The sequence below is a fragment of the Paraburkholderia sprentiae WSM5005 genome (genome assembly GCF_001865575.2).
GTDB classification, from domain to species: domain Bacteria; phylum Pseudomonadota; class Gammaproteobacteria; order Burkholderiales; family Burkholderiaceae; genus Paraburkholderia; species Paraburkholderia sprentiae.
Genome location: NZ_CP017561.2, coordinates 2,786,093 through 2,806,775, shown reverse-complemented (window position 1 = coordinate 2,806,775; position 20,683 = coordinate 2,786,093). Strand labels below are relative to the sequence as shown.

The 20,683-nt window shown below is 63.7% G+C and carries 16 protein-coding genes and 1 pseudogene; 6 read left to right on the top strand and 11 right to left on the bottom strand.

Annotation, left to right across the window (positions count from 1 at the left end):
* Positions 1 to 84: 84 nt before the first annotated feature.
* From fusA to BJG93_RS12760, 4 genes are all read right to left on the bottom strand, one after another.
* Positions 85 to 2,190, bottom strand: coding sequence for an elongation factor G (gene fusA / locus BJG93_RS12775; protein WP_027198632.1), 2,106 nt, complete (start codon positions 2,188 to 2,190; stop codon positions 85 to 87).
* Positions 2,191 to 2,349: 159 nt separating this feature from the next.
* Positions 2,350 to 2,868, bottom strand: a complete 519-nt coding sequence (locus BJG93_RS12770) for a DUF192 domain-containing protein (RefSeq protein WP_027198631.1) — start codon at positions 2,866 to 2,868, stop codon at positions 2,350 to 2,352.
* Between the two features lie 145 nt (positions 2,869 to 3,013).
* Positions 3,014 to 3,205, bottom strand: a complete 192-nt coding sequence (locus BJG93_RS12765) for a hypothetical protein (protein ID WP_082194658.1) — start codon at positions 3,203 to 3,205, stop codon at positions 3,014 to 3,016.
* A gap of 497 nt (positions 3,206 to 3,702) precedes the next feature.
* The gene (locus BJG93_RS12760; protein WP_027198630.1) at positions 3,703 to 4,272 is read right to left on the bottom strand and encodes a pseudouridine synthase; all 570 of its coding nucleotides are present in this window, start codon (positions 4,270 to 4,272) and stop codon (positions 3,703 to 3,705) included.
* Positions 4,273 to 4,637: 365 nt separating this feature from the next.
* Here BJG93_RS12760 and icd point away from each other — a divergent pair, with 365 nt between their 5' ends.
* On the top strand, positions 4,638 to 5,894 hold the full coding sequence (gene icd, locus BJG93_RS12755; protein ID WP_027198629.1) for an NADP-dependent isocitrate dehydrogenase: 1,257 nt from the start codon (positions 4,638 to 4,640) through the stop codon (positions 5,892 to 5,894).
* 183 nt (positions 5,895 to 6,077) lie between these two features.
* On the opposite strand, the gene BJG93_RS12750 is transcribed toward icd, so the two are convergent.
* The gene (locus tag BJG93_RS12750; protein WP_007180614.1) at positions 6,078 to 6,284 is read right to left on the bottom strand and encodes a cold-shock protein; all 207 of its coding nucleotides are present in this window, start codon (positions 6,282 to 6,284) and stop codon (positions 6,078 to 6,080) included.
* Between the two features lie 556 nt (positions 6,285 to 6,840).
* Here BJG93_RS12750 and clpS point away from each other — a divergent pair.
* Positions 6,841 to 7,155 carry an ATP-dependent Clp protease adapter ClpS gene (clpS, locus tag BJG93_RS12745; RefSeq protein WP_008919570.1) on the top strand — a complete coding sequence of 105 codons (315 nt, stop codon included), beginning with the start codon at positions 6,841 to 6,843 and terminating at the stop codon, positions 7,153 to 7,155.
* Positions 7,152 to 9,449, top strand: coding sequence for an ATP-dependent Clp protease ATP-binding subunit ClpA (gene clpA / locus BJG93_RS12740; RefSeq protein WP_018421594.1), 2,298 nt, complete (start codon positions 7,152 to 7,154; stop codon positions 9,447 to 9,449). Before clpS ends, clpA begins: the two co-directional genes overlap by 4 nt.
* Before the next feature lie 144 nt (positions 9,450 to 9,593).
* On the opposite strand, the gene dut is transcribed toward clpA, so the two are convergent.
* The 6 genes from dut to BJG93_RS12710 form a co-directional block, all read right to left on the bottom strand.
* Positions 9,594 to 10,040 (bottom strand): dUTP diphosphatase, encoded by a 447-nt coding sequence (gene dut, locus BJG93_RS12735; RefSeq protein ID WP_027198628.1) that lies wholly within the window; start codon positions 10,038 to 10,040, stop codon positions 9,594 to 9,596.
* Positions 10,041 to 10,106: 66 nt separating this feature from the next.
* Positions 10,107 to 11,123 carry an LLM class flavin-dependent oxidoreductase gene (locus tag BJG93_RS12730; RefSeq protein WP_027198627.1) on the bottom strand — a complete coding sequence of 339 codons (1,017 nt, stop codon included), beginning with the start codon at positions 11,121 to 11,123 and terminating at the stop codon, positions 10,107 to 10,109.
* An 82-nt stretch (positions 11,124 to 11,205) separates the two neighbouring features.
* Positions 11,206 to 12,423, bottom strand: coding sequence for a bifunctional phosphopantothenoylcysteine decarboxylase/phosphopantothenate--cysteine ligase CoaBC (coaBC, locus tag BJG93_RS12725; RefSeq protein ID WP_027198626.1), 1,218 nt, complete (start codon positions 12,421 to 12,423; stop codon positions 11,206 to 11,208).
* A 129-nt stretch (positions 12,424 to 12,552) separates the two neighbouring features.
* On the bottom strand, positions 12,553 to 13,059 hold the full coding sequence (gene lspA / locus BJG93_RS12720; protein ID WP_027198625.1) for a signal peptidase II: 507 nt from the start codon (positions 13,057 to 13,059) through the stop codon (positions 12,553 to 12,555).
* Positions 13,059 to 15,896 (bottom strand): isoleucine--tRNA ligase, encoded by a 2,838-nt coding sequence (ileS, locus tag BJG93_RS12715; RefSeq protein ID WP_027198624.1) that lies wholly within the window; start codon positions 15,894 to 15,896, stop codon positions 13,059 to 13,061. The genes lspA and ileS overlap by 1 nt, the downstream gene beginning before the upstream one ends.
* A 169-nt stretch (positions 15,897 to 16,065) precedes the next feature.
* Positions 16,066 to 17,061, bottom strand: a complete 996-nt coding sequence (locus BJG93_RS12710; protein ID WP_034480122.1) for a bifunctional riboflavin kinase/FAD synthetase — start codon at positions 17,059 to 17,061, stop codon at positions 16,066 to 16,068.
* Between the two features lie 138 nt (positions 17,062 to 17,199).
* Between BJG93_RS12710 and purN the strand changes: the two genes are divergently transcribed.
* The 3 genes and pseudogenes from purN to BJG93_RS12695 all read left to right on the top strand — a co-directional run bounded on the left by purN (position 17,200) and on the right by BJG93_RS12695 (position 20,535).
* Positions 17,200 to 17,853, top strand: a complete 654-nt coding sequence (purN, locus tag BJG93_RS12705) for a phosphoribosylglycinamide formyltransferase (RefSeq protein WP_027198622.1) — start codon at positions 17,200 to 17,202, stop codon at positions 17,851 to 17,853.
* Complete coding sequence (locus BJG93_RS12700) at positions 17,850 to 19,109, top strand: RsmB/NOP family class I SAM-dependent RNA methyltransferase (protein WP_027198621.1); 1,260 nt, start codon at positions 17,850 to 17,852, stop codon at positions 19,107 to 19,109. The genes purN and BJG93_RS12700 overlap by 4 nt, the downstream gene beginning before the upstream one ends.
* A 47-nt stretch (positions 19,110 to 19,156) precedes the next feature.
* Positions 19,157 to 20,535 (top strand): annotated as a pseudogene (locus tag BJG93_RS12695) (mechanosensitive ion channel family protein).
* Positions 20,536 to 20,683: the final 148 nt, after the last annotated feature.

Sequence of the window (20,683 nt, the reverse complement as noted above, 5' to 3'; positions counted from 1 at the left end):
TCACGATGCAAAAGGCGCCGCAAAAAAAACCCGCTCACACGGAGCGGGCTTCGAGTCGTCGCGCTCAACGCCGTGACGTCAGTATCATTGCTTCTTCGCGTTGATCACGGCCTCGGCGACGTTGTTCGGCGTTTCCGCATAGTGCTTGAACTCCATCGTGTAGGTCGCCCGGCCCTGGGTGGCCGAGCGCAGCGACGTCGAGTAGCCGAACATCTCGGCGAGCGGCACTTCCGCGCGCACCAGCTTGCCGCCGCCGCCCGCGATGTCTTCCATGCCTTGCACCATGCCGCGCCGGCTCGACAGGTCGCCCATCACGTTGCCCATGAAGTCCTCGGGCGTTTCGACTTCCACCGCCATCATCGGTTCGAGCAGCACCGGCTTCGCCTTGCGCATGGCTTCCTTGAACGCCATCGAGCCGGCCATGCGGAACGCGTTTTCATTCGAGTCGACGTCGTGGTACGAACCGAAAGTCAGCGTGACCTTGACGTCGACGACCGGATAGCCCGCGAGCACGCCGGCCTTCAACGTTTCCTGGATGCCCTTGTCGACGGCCGGAATGAATTCGCGTGGAATCACGCCGCCCTTGATCGCGTCGACGAACTCGTAGCCCTTGCCCTGTGCGCTCGGTTCGAGCGCGATCACCGCGTGGCCGTACTGGCCGCGGCCGCCCGACTGCTTGACGAACTTGCCTTCGACGTCCTCGACCTTGTTGCGCACCGTTTCGCGATAAGCGACCTGCGGCTTGCCGACGGTCGCCTCCACGCCGAACTCGCGCTTCATCCGATCGACCAGAATTTCGAGGTGCAGCTCGCCCATGCCAGAGATGATCGTCTGTCCGGATTCCTCATCGGTCTGCACGCGGAACGACGGATCTTCCTGCGCGAGACGGTTCAGCGCGATGCCCATCTTTTCCTGGTCGGCCTTGGTCTTCGGCTCGACGGCCTGCGAAATCACCGGATCGGGGAAGATCATCTTTTCGAGGATGATCACATGGTTAGGATCGCAGAGCGTGTCGCCGGTGGTGGCTTCCTTCAGACCGACGGCCGCGGCGATGTCGCCCGCATAGACCTCCTTGATTTCCTTGCGCTCGTTCGCGTGCATCTGCAGGATGCGGCCGAGGCGCTCCTTTTTTTCCTTGACCGCGTTGTAGACCGTGTCGCCCGAATTGACGACGCCCGAGTACACGCGGAAGAAGATCAGCTGGCCGACGAAGGGGTCGGTCATGATCTTGAAGGCGAGCGCCGAGAACGGATCGTCGTCGTTGGGATGACGCTCGATCTCACGATCGTACTCGTCGTGACCGGTAATCGCAGGCACGTCGACGGGCGACGGCAGATAGTCGATCACCGCGTCGAGCATCGCTTGCACGCCCTTGTTCTTGAATGCGCTGCCGCACAGCATCGGCACGATCTCGTTGGCGATCGTGCGCGCGCGGATGCCGTGCCTGATTTCTGCTTCGCTGAGCGGTTCGCCGCCGAGGTATTTCTCGAGCAGTTCCTCGTTCGCCTCGGCCGCGGCCTCGACCATCTTGTCGTGCCATTCCCTGGCGGTGGCCGCGAGTTCAGCCGGAATGTCGCGGTACTCGAACTTGATGCCCTGGCTGTCGTCGTCCCAGTAGATCGCCTTCATCTTGACTAGGTCGACCACGCCCTGGAAGTGCTCTTCCGCGCCGATCGGAATCTGGATCGGCACGGCGACACCCTTCAGCCGATCGCCGATCTGCCGCTGCACCCGGAAGAAGTCCGCGCCGACGCGGTCCATCTTGTTGACGAATGCGATGCGCGGCACCTTGTACTTGTTCGCCTGGCGCCACACCGTTTCCGATTGCGGCTGCACGCCGCCGACCGAGTCGTACACCATGCAGGCGCCGTCGAGCACGCGCATCGAGCGTTCGACTTCGATCGTGAAGTCGACGTGCCCGGGGGTGTCGATGATGTTGATCCGATGCTCCGGATAATTGCCGGCCATGCCCTTCCAGAACGCCGTGGTGGCCGCCGACGTGATCGTGATGCCGCGCTCCTGCTCCTGTTCCATCCAGTCCATCGTCGCCGCACCGTCGTGAACCTCGCCGATCTTGTGGGTCACGCCGGTGTAGAACAGAATCCGCTCGGTGGTGGTGGTTTTGCCGGCATCGATGTGAGCGCTGATGCCGATATTCCGGTAGCGCTCGATGGGAGTCTTGCGGGGCACGTTAATCTCCTTGTAATGGCGCGCCTGAAACGCATGCCGGGCGACCGCGTGGGCCGCCCGGGGAGTCTGGTGCTGCTTACTGAGATTACAAGGATAGCGCGTCGACTGGTCTTTTGCATGAATCTTGCCAGCCGGCGCCAGGGCTGGCCGCGCGGGACTTTACTGCGCGATACCCGGCACCGGCGGCAAGCCCTGGACCCGCATGCCCGGCTTGATGCCCTTCGACGAAAACCAGCCCTTGGACATTTCCAGCGCGAACACGCCATTGTGCGTCGGGCAGTGGTTGTTGGTGGTCTCGGCCTGCATCTCGTCGATGTCGGTGATCGTGCCGTCGGCACGCATGAACGCGATCGACAGCGGGATCAGCGTGTTCTTCATCCAGAAGCAGTGGCCCGCGTTCTCGTCGAACACGAACAGCATGCCTTCGTTCGGTGCGAGATTCGTGCGATACATCAAGCCCTGTTCGCGGTCGGCGTCGTTGGCGGCGACGGCCGCGTCGATGACGAACATGCCCGCGGTCAGTTTGACGCGCGGAAACTCGCTCGGTTGCTTGGCGCCCGGCGGCATCTGCTGCGCCTGGGCGGGGGCGGTGGTGGCGGCGGCGAACGAGAGCGCCGCGAGCGGCAGTGCCACGGCAACGACGAAACGCGCCATCAACGAGCGCATGGAAAATCGCACGGGAAGACTCCTTGCTGAAATGAACCCGCGCATGTTACGCGAGCGCGTCAAAAACAAAAAGGCAGATCGCCTTGCGGTGATCTGCCTTACAACGCCGTAAGAACGGCAATGAAGCTTGTTCTTGACTGCGTTTGTTACCAGCAACTTACTCCGAAGCTGCCGAAGCTGCAGCTGCTGCTGCCTTCTTGTGCGACTTCTTGTGAGCGTGCTTGGTGGTCTTCTTTGCCGACGAAGCTGCTGCTGCCGGAGCTGCCGAAGCTGCTTCCGGTGCCGATGCTTGTGCGAATGCTGCCGTTGCGAAGAGGCCAGCGACCAGAGCGGCGATCAGTTTGTTCATTTTGTGAATCCTCAGCTTGAGTTAATTAACCAAATGACCCGGCTTATGTAGAGTCATGTCGGTAAACGCGCCATCCACCTTTCGGTTGACAGCCGCATCGAAGAAAATTTCAACGCGTCTGCTAGCGTTCGGACTTTCGTACTCGCCGCGCAAAAACGGCTTATGCAAAGGTCTTTAAGGCTGAATGCCGGATAGCTTCGGCGGCATCTGCGTCGAATAACGCGTGGAGTTGTACGGCGGTTGACGCGAACTATGCGGAAATTTTTGTCGCCATCAGATGCGATGAAGCTGCATCGCGGAGGCTCGCGCGAGCCCGTTTGTTTCATGCATGTCGAGCTTGCGTTTCACGCGTTGTTTTGTCTGCTACTACAACGGGTTAGCGTCGATTGTCACAGTCGTGAAACGTGTTTGGAGTGATCACGTGAAGAGTGATTCGCGCGTCCGCGAGTTCGGCCCGCGGATGCTTTGGCGACGAACAGGCAATCGTCAAACGATGGTCAGGCGACCCCATCCCATGGCGCGTTCGCTCGCAAGTCGATGCTTTCTCCAGGTTGCAGTCCGAGCGAAAAGACGTCAAGCGCACCGATGCCGACGCGCACCAGACGCAGCGTCGGAAAACCGACCGCCGCCGTCATGCGACGCACCTGACGGTTCTTGCCTTCGGTGATCGACAGCTCGATCCACGTGGTCGGGATCGCAGCGCGATAGCGGATCGGCGGCGTGCGCGTCCACAGCGAGCCGTGCGCGTCGACATAGGTCGCCTGACATGGGCGTGTCACGTAGTCGCCGAGATCGACGCCGCGCGCGAGCTTTTGCAACGCGGCGACGTCGACCGCGCCTTCGACTTGCGCCCAATAGCGTTTGACGAGCTTGTGGCGCGGCTCGGCGATGCGCGCCTGCAGGGTGCCGTCGTCGGTGAGCAGCAACAGGCCTTCGCTATCGGAGTCGAGTCGGCCGGCCGGATAGACGCCGGGCACCTTGACCCAGTCGGCAAGCGACGCGCGCGTCTCGTGTGGCGAAAATTGACAAATGGTGCCGAACGGCTTGTTGAGGGCGAGAAGGCGCATAGGAGAGATACGGCGGAGCGATACAGTCAGTGCGGCGTGCGCGTCGCGGGAGCGTCACGCAGTGGCGCGCGGCGAACCTCGGCGACGGCGGCGGGCAGCCTCGTACGCACGCTTCGTCCGGTGATAGATGGCGCGATGATAATGCATAAATCGGGATGTCGATTCTTGTATCTTATAAAGGAGCACGGCCCCGCCCCGGGCGGCGTCCATGTTGGAAAACCCGGAGCGGGCAGGGGCGGCGTCGCCCGTGAGGCGTGGGCTAGAATAACGGCCAGGCCGCTCGCGGAGGTTCGGCATTGCGCGGCGAGGGCGTCTTTTGCGCAGTCTCCCATCAGCTTTTGCACAGCTTTCACTGGAGTCCGATCATGCCGTATCAGCACATCAAGGTTCCGACCGGTGGCGACAAGATCACCGTCAACGCCGACTTCACACTCAACGTTTCGGACGAACCGATCATCCCGTATATCGAAGGCGATGGCACCGGTCTGGACATCACGCCGGTCATGATCAAGGTCGTGGATGCGGCGGTCGAAAAGGCATACGGCGGCAAGAAGAAAATTCACTGGATGGAAATTTTCGCGGGCGAGAAGGCGACCAGGGTGTACGGCCCGGACGTATGGCTGCCGGACGAAACGCTGCAGGCGGTCAAGGAATACGTCGTATCGATCAAGGGGCCGCTCACCACGCCGGTCGGCGGCGGTATCCGCTCGCTGAACGTCGCGTTGCGCCAGGAACTGGACCTCTATGTGTGCCTGCGCCCGGTGCAGTATTTCAAGGGCGTGCCGTCGCCGGTGCGGGAGCCGGAAAAAACCAACATGGTGATCTTCCGCGAGAACTCCGAAGACATCTACGCGGGCATCGAATGGCCGGCTGAATCCGAGCAGGCGAAGAAGGTCATCAAGTTCCTGCGCGAAGAAATGGGCGTGAAGAAGATCCGCTTTCCGGATTCTTCGGGCATCGGCATCAAGCCGGTGTCGCGCGAAGGTACCGAGCGTCTGGTGCGCAAGGCAATCCAGTACGCGATCGATAACGAACGCCGCTCGGTTACGCTGGTGCACAAGGGCAACATCATGAAGTACACCGAAGGTGCGTTCCGCGACTACGGCTACGCGCTCGCGCAGAAGGAGTTCAACGCGGAGCTGATCGACGGCGGTCCATGGATGAAAGTCAGGAATCCGAAGACCGGCGGCGACGTCGTCGTGAAGGACGTGATCGCCGACGCGTTCCTGCAGCAGATCCTGCTGCGCCCGGCCGAATATGACGTGATCGCCACGCTGAACCTGAACGGCGACTACATCTCGGACGCGCTCGCCGCGCAGGTCGGCGGCATCGGCATCGCGCCGGGCGCGAACCTGTCGGATTCGGTTGCGATGTTCGAAGCGACGCACGGCACCGCGCCGAAATACGCGGGCAAGGACTACGTGAATCCGGGCTCGGAAATCTTGTCAGCGGAAATGATGCTGCGCCATCTCGGGTGGTTCGAGGCGGCGGATCTGATAATCAGCTCGATGGAAAAATCGATCCTGCAAAAGCGCGTGACTTACGATTTTGCCCGCCTGATGGAAGGCGCGACCCAGGTGTCGTGCTCGGCATTCGGGCAAGTGATGATCGACAATATGTAACTGATGCGTCGTGATTATCCGATTGGCATAAATAAACCCCGGCGCCAGCAAGCAGCCGGGGTATTTTTTACTCGCGATATTCGCGTAGGTTTTCCGGCCGAAAATCCGCCGCAATAAATAGCAGCCGCAAAAAAGAAACCCGGCGCGAAGCCGGGTTTCAAAAAGGACGGGTAACGAATCGCCTCAGGCTGGCGCCTGAATGTTCGATGCCTGTTTGCCTTTCGGACCCTGCACGACCTCGAAGGTGACCTTCTGGCCTTCCTTGAGGGTCTTGAACCCATTCATCTGGATGGCCGAGAAGTGTGCAAACAGATCCTCGCCGCCCTCGTCAGGCGTGATGAATCCAAAACCTTTCGCGTCGTTGAACCATTTGACCGTACCAGTTGCCATTCCAACTTCCCCTGTAACTCATGTCACTACCACGAGCCCTCGAAAAAGCCACGGCCGCACGAGGCAACCGCTCCCTCCTCACAAGCTCACCATCGGCATTTTTTCGAATTATGGCTTAGTGAAAAAAGTGCCAGCTTGATTGTTGGGGCTCTTTATCCGAGTGTCAAGAAAATTTTGAGACGTCGTTGTCGCGTTGCAAACAGGCCGCTTTCCAGGGTTTTTACCGCTTCCGTATGTGCGGTGGCGCAAGCGGCGTGGCTTGAAAAGTCGCATAATCGACGCACATGCTGACTGTGCCCGCGGCGCCGACGCCCAGCGCGGCGAGCGCTCCCAGCCAGTACCGGCAGGTTGTGCGATACTCGATCCGACCGCGGTGCAGCGAGTGCTGCGCACGACAGGATAGGGGCCGGCACCGCAATCGGCCCGTCGAAAGCGCGCATGCCAGGCCGATCATGACGATGTCGTGACCCGGCGGGCAACAGCGAACGGGCTCATCGGCCGATCGGCCGGGTTTTGACAGGATTGCGGGCCTGTCCTAGTTGTTTAGAATGGGTGTATGGCGATTATCCCGGACAAGCAGGACGGCACCGTACTGGAGCGGCAGGAGCAGAAACTCAAGCCGCCGTCCATGTACAAGGTGGTGCTGCTGAATGACGACTTCACGCCGATGGAATTTGTCGTGATGATCGTGCAGGAATATTTCAATAAAGATCGTGAAACCGCAACGCAGGTCATGTTGAAGGTGCATCGCGAGGGCAGGGGAGTTTGTGGGGTCTATACGCGGGACATCGCGTCGACCAAAGTCGAGCAAGTCGTTACCCACGCACGGCAGGCCGGGCATCCGCTGCAGTGTGTGATGGAGGAAGCATGATTGCCCAGGAACTGGAAGTCAGCCTGCACATGGCGTTCATGGAAGCGCGCCAGGCAAGGCACGAGTTCATAACGGTCGAACATCTTTTGCTCGCGCTGTTGGATAACCCGACGGCGGCAGAGGTACTGCGTGCGTGCGCGGCCAATATCGAGGATCTGCGCCAGAACCTGCGCAACTTCATTCATGACAACACGCCGACCGTGCCGGGCACGGACGACGTCGACACGCAGCCCACGCTCGGTTTCCAGCGTGTGATCCAGCGCGCGATCATGCATGTGCAGTCCACCTCGAACGGCAAGAAGGAAGTGACCGGCGCGAACGTGCTCGTCGCGATCTTCGGCGAGAAAGACTCGCATGCGGTGTACTACCTGCAGCAGCAGGGCGTCACGCGTCTGGACGTGGTCAATTTCATCTCGCACGGCATCGCCAAGACGAGCAGCTCGGACGCCGCGAAAGCGAGCGACGCGAATGCCGAGTCCGACGAAGCCGCCGCTCAGAAGGAAACGCCGCTCGCCCAGTTCACGCAGAACCTGAACCAGATGGCGAAGGACGGCCGCATCGATCCGCTGATCGGGCGCGAGTCCGAAGTCGAGCGCGTGGTGCAGGTGCTGTGCCGCCGGCGCAAGAACAATCCGCTGCTGGTCGGTGAAGCCGGTGTCGGCAAGACCGCGATCGCCGAGGGGCTCGCTTGGCGCATCACGCGCGGCGAAGTGCCGGACATTCTCGCGGATGCCCAGGTGTATTCGCTCGACATGGGCGCGCTGCTCGCGGGCACCAAGTATCGCGGCGACTTCGAGCAGCGTCTGAAGACGGTCTTGAAGGAACTGAAGGAGCGTCCGCACGCCATTCTCTTCATCGACGAAATCCATACGCTGATTGGCGCGGGTGCCGCGTCGGGCGGCACGCTGGATGCGTCGAACCTGCTCAAGCCGGCGCTCTCGTCGGGCACGCTGAAGTGCATCGGCGCGACCACCTTCACCGAATATCGCGGCATCTTCGAAAAGGACGCGGCGCTGTCGCGTCGTTTCCAGAAGGTCGACGTGACCGAGCCGACCGTCGAGCAGACGGTAGCGATCCTGCGTGGCCTGAAGTCGCGTTTCGAAGAGCACCACGGCGTCAAGTATTCGTCGGGTGCGCTGTCGGCGGCGGCTGAGCTGTCGGCGCGCTTCATCACCGATCGTCACTTGCCGGACAAGGCGATCGACGTGATCGACGAAGCGGGCGCGGCGCAGCGCATTTTGCCGAAGTCGAAGCAGAAGAAGACGATCGGCAAGAACGAGATCGAGGAAATCATCTCCAAGATCGCGCGCGTGCCGGCGCAAAGCGTGTCGCAGGACGATCGCAGCAAACTGCAGACGCTCGACCGCGATCTGAAGAGCGTCGTGTTCGGTCAAGACCCGGCTATCGACGCGCTCTCGGCCGCGATCAAGATGGCGCGCGCGGGCCTCGGCAAGCTCGACAAACCGATCGGCGCATTCCTGTTCTCAGGTCCGACCGGCGTCGGCAAGACCGAAGTCGCGAAGCAGCTGGCGTTCACGCTCGGCATCGAGCTGATCCGCTTCGATATGTCCGAATACATGGAGCGTCATGCGGTGAGCCGGCTGATCGGCGCGCCGCCGGGCTACGTCGGTTTCGACCAGGGTGGCCTGCTGACCGAGGCGATCACGAAGAAGCCTCACTGCGTGCTGCTGCTCGACGAAATCGAAAAGGCGCATCCGGACATCTTCAACGTGCTGCTGCAGGTGATGGACCACGGCACGTTGACGGACAACAACGGTCGCAAGGCGGATTTCCGCAACGTCATCATCATCATGACGACGAACGCGGGCGCCGAGGCAATGGGTAAGTCGGTGATCGGCTTCACGAACCGCCGCGAGGCGGGCGACGAGATGGTCGACATCAAGCGCATGTTCACGCCGGAGTTCCGCAACCGGCTGGACGCGACGATCAGCTTCCGTTCGCTCGATGAGGAAATCATCATGCGCGTGGTCGACAAGTTCCTGATGCAGCTGGAAGATCAGTTGCACGAGAAGAAGGTCGATGCGCTGTTCACCGACGCGCTGCGCAAGCATCTGGCGAAGCACGGTTTCGATCCGCTGATGGGCGCGCGGCCAATGCAGCGTCTGATCCAGGACACGATCCGTCGCGCGCTCGCCGACGAGTTGTTGTTTGGCAAGCTGATGAACGGCGGCCGCGTGACGGTCGACGTCGATGCCGACGACAAGGTGCAGTTGACCTTCGACGAGCATCCGGCGCCGCGCAATCCGAATCCGGAAGCGGTGGAAGTCGAGTGATCTAAGTCGGGCCGGCGTGGCGTTACGCCGGCGCAGCCGAAAGCAGAACGGCGCGGGTTTGATCCCGCGCCGTTTTTTTTATGCTCTGGTTTTCTGCTGGCGGCGTGCGCTAAAAAGACCCGGCCGCCGCGTCGCAGCAATCCATCAATGCTTGCCGGTGCTGCCAAACCCGCCCGCGCCGCGCAGGCTTTCCTCGAAGTCGTCGACGATATTGAACTCGGCCTGCACGACCGGCACGATCACCAGTTGCGCGAGGCGTTCCATTGGATTCAGCACGAACGACGTTTGGCCGCGATTCCACGTCGAGATCATCAGTTGACCCTGGTAATCGGAATCGATCAGGCCGACCAGATTGCCGAGCACGATTCCATGCTTATGGCCAAGGCCTGAGCGCGGCAGAATCAGCGCCGCATAACCGGGATCGCCGACGTGGATCGCGAGTCCGGTCGGCACCAGCGCAGTTTCGCCGGGCTTCAGGGTCAGCGGTTCGTCGAGACAGGCGCGCAAATCGAGGCCGGCGCTACCGGTCGTTGCGTAGGCGGGGAGCTGTTCGCGCATGCGCTGATCGAGAATCTTCAGGTCGAGTTTCATTCAGGTTCAAGTGGGTGTGGGTTTGGTGAAGGGGCACGCGGCAGACGACCGGCAAAAACTCTGCGATCAAGCCGCGTTGTTCGAGCCGAGCTGGAAAGCGTCGGCGAGCAGTTCATAGGAGCGCAACCGCGCGCGATAACTGCCGGCGACGGTCAGCACCATCAGCTCGTCGGCCTGGAACTGTTGCTGCAAATCCGTGAGCCGCTCGGTCACGCGCTCGGGCGTGCCGATGATGCTGCGCGGCTTTTCCCGGTCGATCACGAGCTGTTCGCGCTCGCCATATTCCTGCGCGATGCCTTGCTCGATCGTCGGTATCGGTTCGTTCAGGCCATACGCCATCTGCACGCGACGCAGGTCCACGGCCTTTTCGAGGTCGGCGGCTTCCTGCTCCGTATCCGCGCAGATCACGAAGACCGCGGCCGCCAGGTACGGCTGCGACGTCTCGTTACCGGGCTGAAAGCGCTCGCGATACGCAAGCGCGACCTGCTTGCCGAAATGCGCGTTGATGAAATGCGCGAACGAGAAGCGAATGCCGAGCTGCGCCGCGAGCAGACCACCGAATTCGCTCGAGCCGAGCATCCACAACTGCGGGCGCGTATCGATCTCCGGCTGCAGCAGCACGCCGTGCGCGAGGTGGTCGTCGGGTAGCGTGCCGCGCATGAGGTTAAGCAGCTCGGCGGCCTGCTGCGCGAAAAGCTCGCCGCGATTGTAAGCGCCGGCGGCAACCGCCTGCGCGGTGCGCATGTCCCCGCCCGGCGCACGTCCGATGCCGAGATCGACGCGGTTGGGAAACAGCGCCTCGAGCATCATGAACTGCTCGGCGACCTTGAACGGGCTGTAGTACGGCAGCATGATGCCGCCCGAGCCGATGCGGATGCGTTTGGTCACGCTGCCCAGGCGCGCCAGCATCACTTCCGGGCAGGGATTCGACACGCCGCGCAGGCCGTGGTGCTCGGCGCACCAGTAGCGCGTGTAGCCGAGGTCGTCGGCGAGCTGCGCGAGTTCGACGGTGGCGGCGATCGCGTCCGTCACCGAATGGCCGGCGATCACCGGTGTTTGATCGAGCACGGAGAGTAGCGTCATGGCAGTAGTGCTCCAGATGATTCCGATCGGCTCAACGAGGGAAGGGCGGCGGGACCACATCGAACCGCTGCGGTGCGCTCGTTCAGCCCACCGGCCTGGTGTCGGGCGGCAGCCGCTTCGCGATTTCCGTGATCAGCGCCCGCGCGAGCGTCTGCTTGTCGGCGCGTGGCAGCTTCGTCGCGCGGCCTGCCTCGAACAGGATCACTTCGTTGTCGTCGAGTCCGAACGTTTGCGGGCCCAGATTGCCGATCAGCAGCGGCACGTTCTTGCGCGCGCGCTTTTGCTCGCCGTGGACTTCGAGGTTGTCGCTCTCCGCGGCGAAGCCGACCGCGAACGGCGGCTTCGGCAGCCTTGCGACCGCGCCGAGAATGTCCGGATTTTCGACGAATGAAAAACTCGGCAGCGTGCGCTCGGCGGTCTTCTTGATCTTCTGGTCGCTGACGAGGTCGACGCGCCAGTCGGCCACCGCCGCCACGCCGATGAAAATATCCGCGTCCGCGACGGCGCGCATGACCGCGTCGTACATCTGTTGCGCGGTCTGCACGTCCTCGCGGAACACGCCCCACGGCGTTTCCAGTGCGACTGGCCCTGCCACGACGCGTACGTCGGCGCCGGCTTGCTGCGCGGCGCGCGCGAGCGCGAAGCCCATCTTGCCGCTCGAGCGATTCGTGATGCCGCGCACCGGGTCGAGCGGTTCGAAGGTCGGTCCGGCGGTCAGCAGCACGCGCCGACCCGACAGGGTTTTCGGCGCGAAGAACGACGCGATCGCCTCGTAGGTCGCGGCCGCTTCGAGCATGCGGCCATCGCCGATCTCGCCGCAGGCCTGCGGGCCCGAATCGGGGCCGAGCACTTCGACGCCGTCCGCGCGCAGCTGCGCGACGTTGCGTTGCGTGGCCGGGTTCTGCCACATCTGCCGGTTCATCGCCGGCACGACGAGCAGCGGACAGTCGCGCGCAATGCACAGCGTCGACAGCAGATCGTCGGCCATGCCGTGCGCGAGCTTCGCGAGGAAGTCGGTCGACGCCGGCGCGATCACGATCGCATCGGCTTCGCGCGACAGATCGATATGCGCCATGTTGTTCGGCACGCGACCGTCCCACTGGCTCGTGTAGACCGGCCGGCCCGACAGTGCCTGCATCGTGACGGGGGTGATGAACTGGGTCGCGGCCTCGGTCATGACGACCTGCACGGTCGCGCCTGCCTTGGTCAGCAGACGCGTGAGTTCGGCGATCTTGTAGCAGGCGATGCCGCCCGTCATGCCGAGGACGAGGTGTTTGCCTGCGAGTTCTGCGGTTGCCAACGAAAGCCTCCGACAAAGCGTGATCGCGCTGCGGCGCGCGAGGGCGTTGCCCGCCGTTGCCGCCGCGCGTTTCAAACCGGACGCGGGGCACGGCGCGCGTAACCGCAGCCGTGCCTCACATCGGCGACGTTAGCGTGTGCCGCGCACCCGCCGCAGTTCGTCGATCACGAGCAGGACCGCGCCGATCGTGATCGCGCTGTCGGCGAGATTGAACGCCGGCCAGTGCCAGCCACCCACGTGGAAATCGAGGAAGTCGATCACGTGGCCATACGCGAGCCGGTCGATCACATTGCCGAGCGCGCCGCCGAGAATCAGCGCGAGCGCCGTACAGAACATTTTCTGCCCGCTGTGGCGCTTGAGCAGATAGCAGATCACGAGCGCGGCGACCACACCGAGCGCGGTGAATGCCCAGCGCTGCCAGCCGCCCGCCATCGCGAGGAAACTGAACGCGGCGCCGCGGTTGAACACGAGGATCAGGTTGAAGAATGGCGTGACCTCGTGCGGCACACCGTAGGCGAACACTTTGCGCACGGCGATTTTCGTCAGCTGGTCGAACAGGATGACGATCAGCGCGATGCCGAGCCAGGGTGCGAGCGAACTGCTTGCGCTGGACGTTTTCGACACGGTTCTCGCCATTATGCCGCGCTCCTGGTTTCGCCACTGCCGAACAGATTGCTGAGGCAACGGCCGCACAGCGACGGATGCTCGGGGTTCGCGCCGACGTCCGCGCGATAGTGCCAGCAGCGCTCGCACTTCAGGTACTTCGAGGCGATCACTTCAACGCCTTCGTCCGCTTCGCTGCCGACCTTGACCACGTTCGCCGCCGACGTGATCAGCACGAACTTCAAGTCGTCGCCGAGGCTCGCCAGCGCGTCGTAACGCGCGCCGCTCGCGCGGATTTCAACTTCCGCTTGCAGCGACGAACCGATCAGGTTCGCGACCCGCGCCTCTTCCAGCGCCTTGGTCACATCACCGCGCACCGCGCGCAGCAGCGTCCACTTGTCGAGCAGCGCGCCCGCGTCGGGCACGGCCGGGTAGGTGTGGTACGTCTCGGTGAAGATCGTTTCGCTATCGGGCTGGAACACCTTCCACGCTTCTTCCGCGGTGAACGACAAGAACGGCGCCATCACGCGCAACAGGCCGTGCGCGATGTGGTAGAGCGCGGTTTGTGCCGAGCGGCGCGCGACCGAATCCGCCGCGGTTGTGTACAGGCGGTCCTTCAGCACATCGAGGTAGAAACCGCCCAGGTCTTCCGAGCAGAATGTCTGCAGCTTCGCGACGACCGGGTGGAACTCGTACTTCTCGTAGTGCGCAAGGATGTCGTTCTGCAAATTCGCCGACAGCGCCACCGCGTAACGGTCGATTTCGAGCCAGTCTTCGACCGGACGCGCATGCTGCGCGAAGTCGAAGTCCGACAGGTTCGCGAGCAGGAAGCGCAGCGTGTTGCGGATGCGCCGATAGCCTTCCGTCACGCGCTTGAGGATTTCCTCGGAGATCGCGAGTTCGCCCGAGTAGTCGGTCGACGCGATCCACAGGCGGATGATTTCCGCGCCGAGGCGGTTAGCGACTTCATGCGGATCGATGCCGTTGCCGAGCGACTTGCTCATCTTGCGGCCTTCGCCGTCGACCGTGAAGCCGTGCGTGAGCAGCGCGTTGTAGGGCGGGCGGCCGTCGAGCATCGACGCGGTCAGCAGCGACGAATGGAACCAGCCGCGATGCTGGTCCGAGCCTTCGAGGTACAGGTCGGCGGGGAACTGCAGCTCGTCCTTGTGCGAGCCGCGCAGCACGTGCCAGTGCGTGGTGCCCGAGTCGAACCACACGTCTAACGTGTCGCGATTCTTTTCGTACAGGTTGGCGTCGTCGCCGATCAGGTCGCGCGAATCGAGCGTCTGCCATGCCTCGATGCCTTCTTTCTCGACGCGCTGCGCGACCTGTTCGAGCAGTTCGAGCGTGCGCGGATGCAACTCGCCGGTTTCCTTGTGCACGAAGAACGCCATCGGCACGCCCCATTGACGCTGACGCGACAGCGTCCAGTCCGGGCGGTTCGCGATCATGCTGAAGAGACGCTGCTTGCCCCACGACGGATAGAACGCTGTATTTTCGATGCCTTCGAGCGCGGTTTCGCGCAGCGTCTTGTCGCTGTCGTTCGGCTTCACGTCCATGCCGGCGAACCACTGCGAAGTGGCACGGTAGATGATCGGCGTCTTGTGGCGCCAGCAGTGCATGTAGCTGTGCGTGTACTTTTCGGTGCGCAGCAGCGAGCCGGCGCCTTGCAGCGCCTCGACGATCTGCGGATTCGCCGCCCAGATGGACAGGCCGCCGAACAGCGCGAGCGATTCGATGTAGCGCCCGTCGCCCATCACCGGGTTGATGATGTCCGAGTCGGCCATGCCGTGCGCCTTGCACGACACGAAGTCTTCCACGCCGTACGCGGGCGACGAGTGCACGATGCCGGTGCCGGTTTCAGTCGTCACGTAGTCGCCGAGATAGACGGGCGCTGTGCGCTTGTAGCCCGGATGCGCGGACGCGAGCGGGTGGTTGAAGCGCAGGTTCACGAGCTTTTCGCCCGGCGTCGTCGCGACGATCGTGCCTTCGAGGCCGTATAGCTTCAGGCACGCCTCGACCCGTTCCTCAGCGAGGATCAGCAGGCCGCGCGGCGTGTCGACGAGCGCGTAGACGATTTCCGGATGCAGGTTCAGCGCCTGGTTGGCGGGAATGGTCCACGGCGTGGTGGTCCAGATCACGATGCCGCCTTCGTCGCGCGGCAGCGCGGCGAGGCCGAACGCCTGCGCGGTCTTCTGCGGTTCGGCGAAGCTGAACAGCACGTCGATGGTCGGATCGGTCTTGTCCTTGTACTCGACTTCCGCTTCGGCGAGCGCCGAGCCGCAGTCGAAACACCAGTTGACCGGCTTCAGGCCGCGGAACACGTAGCCTTTTTCCATGATTTTCGCGAGCGCGCGGATTTCGCCGGCTTCGTTCGCGAAGTTCATCGTCTTGTACGGATTGTCCCAGTCGCCGAGCACGCCCAGACGGCGGAAGCCGGCTTTCTGCTTCTCGATCTGCTCGCTCGCGTAGGCACGCGCCTTCTGCATCACTTCGGCGGCGGGCAGCGACTTGCCGAACTGCTTCTCGATCTGGATTTCGATCGGCATGCCGTGGCAGTCCCAGCCCGGCACGTAGACCGCGTCGAAGCCCGCCAGATTGCGCGCCTTGACGATCATGTCCTTGAGAATCTTGTTCACCGCGTGGCCGAGGTGGATGTCGCCGTTCGCATACGGCGGGCCGTCATGCAGGATGAACTTGTCGCGGCCCTTCGAGGCGGCGCGGATCTTGTCGTAGACCTTGTTTTCCTGCCATTCCTTGACCCATTGCGGCTCGCGTTTGGGCAGGTCGCCGCGCATCGGAAACGGCGTGTCGAGCAGGTTGACCGGGTAGCGGGACTGCGGTTTCGAATCGGCTTTCTTGTTGCTCATGATGTGGGTGGCGGTGAATTCGTTTCTAAGCGTAGCGGCGCGCGGATTGCGCGCGATGCGCGATGAGCGTGGGACGCGCCCGGCAGGCGGCTCCGCATGAAGCCCGGACGCCCTTCGGTGTGCGCGGCGACGGTTCGAGCGGCGCGGCGCGCCGGCCGGAACCGCGCTGTTATCTAATTCGGTCGGTGGCCGAGGTGGCGAAACCGGTGGAACGGCTGCCCGGCGTGCCGGCGCCGAGCGCGGCGAACCATGCGCGTGCATTGGCGACGTCGCGCGCGATCGCGGCGCTCAGCGTTTCGAGGTCGACGAATTTCTCCTCGTCGCGCAACTTCTTCAGAAATTCGACGCGCACCAGTTTGCCATACGCGTCGCCGTGCCAGTCGAGCAGGTGCACTTCGAGCAGCACGCGGCCGGAATCGTCGACGGTGGGGCGCAGGCCGAGGCTCGCGACGCCCGGCAGCGGTTGCTCGGCGATGCCATGCACCTGCACGACGAAGATGCCGGCCAGCGCTGGGCGCTTGTGCGCGATCGGCACATTGAGCGTCGGAAAGCCAAGATCGCGGCCGAGCTTCATGCCGTGCATGACGTGGCCGCTGATCAGATAGTCGCGGCCGAGCGCGGCGCGCGCCGCGTCGAGGTCGCCGGCGACCAGCGCCGCGCGCACGCCCGAGCTCGAAATACGCGCGCCCGACGGATCGGCGACCGTCGCCATCTGTTCGACTTCGAAACCGTAGTGGTCGCCGGCCGCCTGCAGCGACGCGAAATCGCCGGCGCGTTTCGCGCCGTAGCGGAAGTCGTCGCCGATCATGATCCAGCGCGCGTGCAACCCGTTGACGATGATCCGCTCGACGAACGCGTCTGGCGACTGGCTCGCGAACGTGTGGTTGAAGTGCTCGACGACGACCCGGTCGACACCATTGGTGCGCAGCGCCTCGAGCTTGTCGCGCAGCATCGCGATGCGTGGCGGCGCGCCGGCCGGGTTGAAGAACTCGCGCGGGTGCGGCTCGAAGGTCATCACGCAGACGGGCAGGCCACGCGCGTTGGCGGCCGCGCGCACGTGCGCGAGCAGAGCCTGGTGGCCGCGGTGGACACCGTCGAAGTTGCCGATGGTCAGCGCGCAAGGCGCGCGGCTCTCGGCATTGGGAAGACCGCGGAAGACTCTCACGATAGCGGGTTGCAGCAGACGCTGCGGTTGCAATAGGGGCGCGGGCAGGTTGCCGCAAAACAATCGATTATAAACGCTTGGCGCAACAGACGGCTGCGCGGCAGCGGTCCCGCGGTTGCCGAATGATAAAATCCGCGCATGAAAAAACTCGTCATCCTGATTTCCGGACGGGGCAGCAACATGGAAGCCATCGTGCGCGCCTGCGCAAGCGAGAGCTGGCCGGCGCGCGTCGCCGCCGTGATTGCCAACCGTCCCGATGCCGTGGGGCTCGCATTCGCGGCGTCGCAGGGCATTGCCACGGCGGTGGTCGACCATCGCCAGTTTCCGGATCGCGACAGCTTCGACGCGGTCCTCGCCGAGCAGATCGACGCGTTCGCGCCGGATCTCGTCGCGCTTGCGGGCTTCATGCGCGTGCTGACCGAGCGCTTCGTCGACCATTACGCCGGGCGCATGCTGAACGTACACCCGTCACTGCTGCCGAGCTTTCCGGGCCTGAACACCCACCAGCAGGCGCTCGACGCCGGTGTGCGACTGCATGGCGCGTCGGTGCATTTCGTCACGTCAAGGCTCGACTACGGGCCGATCGTCGCGCAGTCGGCCGTGCCTGTCGAGGCGGGCGATACCGCACAGACGCTCGCCGCACGCGTGCTCGCCACCGAGCACATCATTTATCCACGCGCGGTGCGCTGGTTCGTCGAAGGGCGTCTCGCTCTGGACGGCTCGCGCGTCACGCTTACGCCGTCGGAGCCGCAATGGCTCTTTGCCGGTCACACCGCCGGAGAGGGCGCATGAGATTGCATGGTTTTCTGATTGGACAAACTGAAACGCTGCTGGCCGAAGTGCTGCGGCTGAACGGCCCCGCCGACGCCACCACGAGCCGCTTCTTCCGCGCGCATCCGAAGCTCGGGCACGCCGAGCGCGGCCTGATCGCCGAGGCGGTGTTCGCGGTGCTGCGCCGCCGGATGGAATTCGCGCATCTGGCCGAAAGCGGCGCCGGCAGCCCGGCGCGCCGCATGGCGCTGCTGGGCCTGATGCAAACGGCCGGACGCTCGGCGCTGAAGCCGTTCGTCACCGAAGCCGAGGCGACGTGGCTCGAACACGTGGCGAAGATCGACCCGGAAAGCCTGCCGCTGCGGATTCGCCTGAATCTGCCCGGCTGGATCAGCGAGGCGCTCAGCACGCGCTTCGAGCCCGACGAGCTAGCACAGCTGGCCGCCGCGCTGAATTACCCGGCGCCGCTCGATCTGCGCGCAAACCCGATCAAGGCGAGCCGCGACGACGTGCTGGGCGCGCTGTCGAAGGCCGGCATCGAGGCGGGCGCGACTCCGTTCGCGCCGCTCGGGGTGCGCGTGGTCGGCAAGCCGGCGCTCACCAAGCTCGACGCGTTCCAGCAAGGCTGGCTCGAAGTGCAGGACGAGGGCAGCCAGCTGCTGTGCTCGCTGGTCGCGCCGCGGCGCGGCGAGATGGTCGTCGATTTCTGCGCGGGCGCGGGCGGCAAGACGCTGGCGCTCGGCGCGGCGATGCGCTCGACCGGCCGGCTGTACGCGTTCGACATCTCCGAGCGGCGTCTCGCGAAGCTGAAGCCGCGTCTCGCACGCAGCGGCCTGTCGAACGTGAACCCGGTGCTGATCGACAGCGAACACGACGCGAAGATCAAGCGTCTGGCTGGCAAGATCGACCGCGTGCTCGTCGATGCACCGTGCAGCGGGCTCGGCACGCTGCGTCGCAATCCCGACCTGAAGTGGCGCCAGTCGCCGGAGTCGGTCGCCGAGCTGGCGCCGAAGCAGGCGTCGATTCTCGCGAGCGCGGCGCGTCTGGTGAAAAAGGGCGGCCGGCTCATCTATGCGACGTGCTCGATTCTCGAAGCGGAAAACGAGGCGGTCGTGCAGCAGTTCCTCGCCGATCACCTGGATTTCGCGCTGGTGCCCGCGCGCGACGTCCTCGCCGAGCAGCGCATCGAGCTGGAGATGGGCGACTACCTGTCGCTGTGGCCGCACCGCCACGCGACTGACGGCTTTTTCGCCGCCGTACTGGAGCGCCAGAGCTAGGCAACCGGCTGCAGGCCGCGCCATTCATGCGTACGACTTTTCCCCACATGTTCAGCGGCATCGCGCGCGACTTCGGTCAGCCCGTGATGCTGTGGCAAGTCGCGATCCTGCTCGCAACGCTGGTGGTCGCATGGCTGCTCGCGCGAACCTTGCGCCGTCAGATCGTGCGGCCGCAGCTGCCGCGTTACGAGAGCCTGCGTTTTGGCATGGAAAGCCTCGACCGCGCGGCGTTTCCGCTGATCGGCGCGGCGCTCGTGTGGCTCGCGCGGGCGATCGCCGACCAGTTCATGGACACCGCGCTGCTCGATCTGGCGTTGGTGCCGCTCGCCGGCATCGGACTGATCTACATCGTGTTCTTCTTCGCGCGGCGGGTATTCAACCGCGGCGGCGGTGAGCATCCGTGGCTGTTTCTCGTTGAGAAGATCGTGTCGGTGGTCGTGTGGATCGGCATGGTGCTCACGCTGTTGGGCATTCAGCACGCCGTGATCGCATGGATGGACAGCGTGAGCTTTCGCATCGGCAATGCGCACATGACGCTGCTATCGCTGATCACGGGGCTGTTGTGGGTCGGCGTCACGATGATCGTCGCAATGTGGCTCGGCTCGTCGTTCGAAGACCGTCTGATGCGCTCGAAGACGCTCGACGCGAACCTGAAGGTGGTGGTCGCACGTGTCGGCCGCGCGGCCTTCGTGCTCGCGGCAGTCCTGATCAGCCTGTCGATCGTCGGGATCGACATCACCGTGCTCGGGGTGTTCGGCGGCGCGTTCGGCGTCGGGCTCGGCTTCGGCATGCAGAAGATCGCGAGCAACTACGTGTCGGGTTTCATCATTCTGCTCGACCGCTCGTTACGGATCGGCGACACGATCAACGTGAGCGGCCTGCAGGGCCGCGTCACGCAGATCCGCACGCGCTATACCGTCGTGCGCGGGCTGGACGGCATCGAAACGCTGGTTCCGAACGAAAAGCTGATCACCGACGTCGTACAGAATCAGTCGTCGTATCTGACTCGCGGCTACGCAAAAGCGGCCGTGCAGATCGCCTACACATCGGACGTCGAGCAGGCGATGACCCTGCTCGCCCAGGCCGCCGTCGACGTCCCGCGCGTGCTGCGCGAACCGGCGCCGACGCCATTTCTGGTCGGCTTCGGCCCGGACGGCATCAATCTCGAGCTGGGCTTCTGGATCGAGGATGCGGCAAACGGCACGGGGGCGTCCGCTCGACGGTCAACCGCAACATCTGGCGTCTGTTTTCCGAGCACGGCATCACGATTCCGCTCGCGCAACGCGAGGTGCGCATTGTCGGTCCGACGGGCGGCGCGATGCGGCACCCGGTAGCGATGACCGATCCGGTTGCCGACGCCACGTCCGATTCGTCGCTCGGGGCCGTCGACGGGGCCGCCAACGGGGCCGTCAACGACCGCCGTTAAGCCCCGCTCCGCGCGCCGGCGAGACATGCGTCAGTGCCCGGGTAACCGCTACCCACTTGATGGCGTACAAAAAATCCCTATTTGTTACAAACACTTGGAACGCTTCAAGTAGAATATCGTCCTATCCCACTGTATGCTTTCACTTTCA

What these genes read in the sequence shown, in the direction of transcription:
- ileS (WP_027198624.1), bottom strand. Translation starts at nt 15,896, where the DNA reads ATGAGCAACAAGAAAGCCGATTCGAAACCGCAGTCCCGCTACCCGGTC.
- BJG93_RS12760 (WP_027198630.1), bottom strand. Translation starts at nt 4,272, where the DNA reads ATGCGCCTTCTCGCCCTCAACAAGCCGTTCGGCACCATTTGTCAATTT.
- purN (WP_027198622.1), top strand. Translation starts at nt 17,200, where the DNA reads ATGAAAAAACTCGTCATCCTGATTTCCGGACGGGGCAGCAACATGGAA.
- BJG93_RS12730 (WP_027198627.1), bottom strand. Translation starts at nt 11,123, where the DNA reads ATGACGCTACTCTCCGTGCTCGATCAAACACCGGTGATCGCCGGCCAT.
- dut (WP_027198628.1), bottom strand. Translation starts at nt 10,040, where the DNA reads ATGAAACTCGACCTGAAGATTCTCGATCAGCGCATGCGCGAACAGCTC.
- clpS (WP_008919570.1), top strand. Translation starts at nt 6,841, where the DNA reads ATGGCGATTATCCCGGACAAGCAGGACGGCACCGTACTGGAGCGGCAG.
- lspA (WP_027198625.1), bottom strand. Translation starts at nt 13,059, where the DNA reads ATGGCGAGAACCGTGTCGAAAACGTCCAGCGCAAGCAGTTCGCTCGCA.
- BJG93_RS12750 (WP_007180614.1), bottom strand. Translation starts at nt 6,284, where the DNA reads ATGGCAACTGGTACGGTCAAATGGTTCAACGACGCGAAAGGTTTTGGA.
- BJG93_RS12765 (WP_082194658.1), bottom strand. Translation starts at nt 3,205, where the DNA reads ATGAACAAACTGATCGCCGCTCTGGTCGCTGGCCTCTTCGCAACGGCA.
- clpA (WP_018421594.1), top strand. Translation starts at nt 7,152, where the DNA reads ATGATTGCCCAGGAACTGGAAGTCAGCCTGCACATGGCGTTCATGGAA.
- icd (WP_027198629.1), top strand. Translation starts at nt 4,638, where the DNA reads ATGCCGTATCAGCACATCAAGGTTCCGACCGGTGGCGACAAGATCACC.
- BJG93_RS12700 (WP_027198621.1), top strand. Translation starts at nt 17,850, where the DNA reads ATGAGATTGCATGGTTTTCTGATTGGACAAACTGAAACGCTGCTGGCC.